The sequence below is a fragment of the Paenibacillus forsythiae T98 genome, from assembly GCF_000520735.1.
Classification (GTDB): domain Bacteria; phylum Bacillota; class Bacilli; order Paenibacillales; family Paenibacillaceae; genus Paenibacillus_AQ; species Paenibacillus_AQ forsythiae.
Map to the genome: position 1 here is coordinate 1 of NZ_ASSC01000858.1, position 3001 is coordinate 3001.

The following is a 3001-nucleotide window of genomic DNA, read 5'->3' on the forward strand; positions in this document are numbered from 1 at the left end:
AGGAGTCGGTCAGCCGGTGGCGCAGCTTGCCGTAGCCCACCGGCCTGCCTTCCGCGTACAGGAAATACAGGGTTTGCGGCACATGCCCCGGCGGCAGGCCGACCCCGCGCGAATAATCCCGCAGAACCGGAAGCAGCCTCAGGAATTTCGAGTACCCGGCAATATACAGACTATTTACAAACCCGTTCTCTCCGGCCCCGATTTCGCGGGCCATCTCATAGATTTCCTTGCCTTCCGAAACGGTCAGCTCGCGCAGTTCCATCGCCATGCGACTTCATCCCTTCGATTCATAAAAAATATGGCGAGCTTCGATCTTTCCTTCACCGATATCCAGCAGCCCGAACGAATACAGCTTCTCCCGCCGCTTGTCTGTCGGCGAACCCGGATTGAACAGCAGCACGCCGTTCTCTCTCCGCAAGAGGGGCTGGTGGGAATGGCCGAACAGAATGCAGTCCAGGCCCTCGCCCTCAAAGGCTCTCAAGGCATTGAAATCCGTACCCCTCCCGGTATAGGGCCGATGTCCGTGAACCATGCCGATGCGCGCGCCTTCAACCGTCACAATCTTGCGCTCGCCGAAGCGCTTCACAATGTCCTGTCCGTCGTTGTTTCCGGCAATTCCGTCAACCGGAGCCAGAGTGGACAGCTCATTATAGATTTCCATGTCGACCCAGTCGCCCAGATGCAGAATCAGTTCAACCCCCTTAAGCCCCTCAACCAACGCTTTCGGCAGCTTCTTCGCCATTCGGGTCATATGAGTATCCGATACGACTCCCACCTTCATCCCGGCCGCCTCCTCTTTACTTGGATTCGTATTGAAAATTATTGTACGACGTAGACACAGGTTCGTCTACCGCAGCGGCGCTACTCATGGTGCGCTTCCGGCATCGTCAGCTTTACTATTCCGTCATTCCGGTCGTAATCCATCGTGATGTGCAGCGACCGGCAAAGGTTGTCGAGCGGAACCAGCAGCCGTCCGTTTCTGAACTCCGGCTCGGCGCCGGTCAGCGACACGCTGCGTCCGTTCACCGTCAACTCCCGCTTCGGCACGAACTGCCTGATCCGGTCAATCGTTTGCGCCGGAGTCAGCAAATTGCTCCCCCCGTTGATGCGTCCGGCATTCCGTTCCCCCCTGCCGACAAGCCCCTCCTTAATCGTGAAGGTCAGCGGAATGCCGAGCGAAGCCGTAATGCCAAGCACCTCGTCATTATAGGCCCCATACGGAAAAGCAAGCGCCGAATCGGTATTGCCGAGCTCCTCCCTCAGTCTTCGCTCCGCCAGTCCCAAATCTTTCTTCACTTTGTCGTAATACTCTTGGTTGTTCTCATTCCGGGATTTATCTTTTATGTAATGGTGCGCGACCAGCGCGGGCTTCTTGCCGCCTTTGGCGTTGACAACGTCATAGTAATGAAGATCATAGGTGTGATTGTAAAAGCCCATTCCGAACTTCTTCATCTCCCGCATCTGCTGCCAGGTCAACTTGGGAAAGCCCGGCTTGCTGCGGTCATCGATACCGGAGACGATCACGAAATCCACCGCCGTATAGCCGTATTTTCGCAATATCGGAAAGGCCAACTCGTAGAAGCTCTCATAACCGTCGTCAAAGGTGAGCAGCACGGCATTGTCCGGAATCCTGCCGTTGCCAAGCATAAACCGCCGGTACTGATCCATGGTTATCACATTATAGCCTTCCTGCTTCAGCAGCTTCATCTGGCCCTCGAACCGGTCCACCGACAGGATGGAGGGCTTCGGCGGCTTCCGGGACAGATGATGATACATCAGGACCGCCACTTTATCTTTGTAGTAGACCTTCTTTGGCAGGGGCGCGGGCCGATCCCAGCGGATATTTGCGCCCAGAAGATGTTCGGCGAAGGCTTGCGGGACCATCAGCTCGTTATGCGAGTATTCGACGGGACAGGATGATTTCAGCACTCGTCCGGAAACCTCGAAATTGACCTTGCGGGGCTCTTGCCTGAAACTGATAAAGGCTGCCAGACCAGCCAGGATGACGGCAGCAAATACGGGGATAATTAGTTTTCTCAACACAAAACTCTCCTAACCAGCGTACAGTCTCGCTTCCATTTCTATCCCTATCATATTCCGCCTCCCCCCATATGAAGTAACAACTTTTTAATCTTTGCAGAGGCTTCAAGAAATAAGCGCGCTGCATTCCCTTGAAATTGCGGTGCTCCGGGATCAGTTCGGAGCTTGCACATGCACACGCAAAAAAGCCGGCCGAACGTCTCGGACAGCTCTTCTGTATTTCTGAATGGTTATTTGTATTTCCGCCAGTCCTGGCTGCTGTTCTCCAGCAGATGGGCAAAATCGTTGTCCAGACGCTTCTGCTCGACCTTCCGCGCTTCCTCCGCCGCCTTGCGCTCCGCCTCTTTGCGGTCCTTCTCCTCATTCTTCAGCTCATCGGCCTGCGCCTTCAGCTTGTTCAATACTTCACTGCTCAGCAGGTCCTTCAAGGTTGCCGGAGCCTCCTCCTTGTTCGCCCGGGGAGGGCTCGGCAATTTTTTCTTTTTCCCCATTGTAATCTCCTCCTTCTTATGCTTGTTTTGTTTCCGATTGGTTTTAGTCCATAATCTTTTCGTTTATAATGAGAGCAAGAGGTGAGACAAATGAAGCAGACTTCCTTGTGTCCCCGGCTGCAAAAAAGCATGGATATTATCGGAAAGCGTTGGACCGGCCTGATCATCTACCAGCTGCTTCAGGGCCCCCAGCGTTTCGGCGCTATCGAGGCCTCCCTGCCTCTTAGCGGAAGGCTTCTGTCCGAGAGGCTGAAAGATCTGGAGCAGGAGGGCATCGTACGCCGGGAGGTGTTCCCCGAAACGCCGGTGCGGATTCAATATTCCCTGACCGAGAAGGGAAAGGCGCTGGAATCGGTCATTCGGGATTTGGAGCGCTGGTCCCGGGACTGGATCGTGGCTGAATCCAACTCATCCACATAGATCATTGGGGCGCCGCATTCAAGGGAAACCGGACGGTTTCCCTTGAATGC

The 3001-nt window shown here is 54.8% G+C and carries 4 protein-coding genes and 1 pseudogene; 1 reads left to right on the forward strand and 4 read right to left on the reverse strand.

Going from position 1 to position 3001, the window contains the following annotated elements:
* The 4 genes and pseudogenes from L692_RS0126090 to L692_RS0126105 form a co-directional block, all read right to left on the reverse strand.
* Positions 1–268: pseudogene (locus L692_RS0126090) on the reverse strand (GNAT family N-acetyltransferase); the annotation flags it as partial.
* Positions 269–274: 6 nt separating this feature from the next.
* Positions 275–781, reverse strand: coding sequence for a metallophosphoesterase family protein (locus tag L692_RS0126095; protein ID WP_025702831.1), 507 nt, complete (start codon positions 779–781; stop codon positions 275–277).
* Between the two features lie 80 nt (positions 782–861).
* Complete coding sequence (locus L692_RS30895; protein ID WP_025702832.1) at positions 862–2040, reverse strand: polysaccharide deacetylase family protein; 1179 nt, start codon at positions 2038–2040, stop codon at positions 862–864.
* Positions 2041–2270: 230 nt separating this feature from the next.
* A complete protein-coding gene (locus L692_RS0126105; protein ID WP_025702833.1) occupies positions 2271–2531 on the reverse strand; it encodes a YqkE family protein in 261 nt (86 codons plus the stop codon).
* A 90-nt stretch (positions 2532–2621) separates the two neighbouring features.
* Here L692_RS0126105 and L692_RS0126110 point away from each other — a divergent pair, with 90 nt between their 5' ends.
* Positions 2622–2951: a winged helix-turn-helix transcriptional regulator gene (locus tag L692_RS0126110; protein WP_025702834.1), complete on the forward strand. Its 330-nt coding sequence runs from the start codon at positions 2622–2624 to the stop codon at positions 2949–2951.
* Positions 2952–3001: the final 50 nt, after the last annotated feature.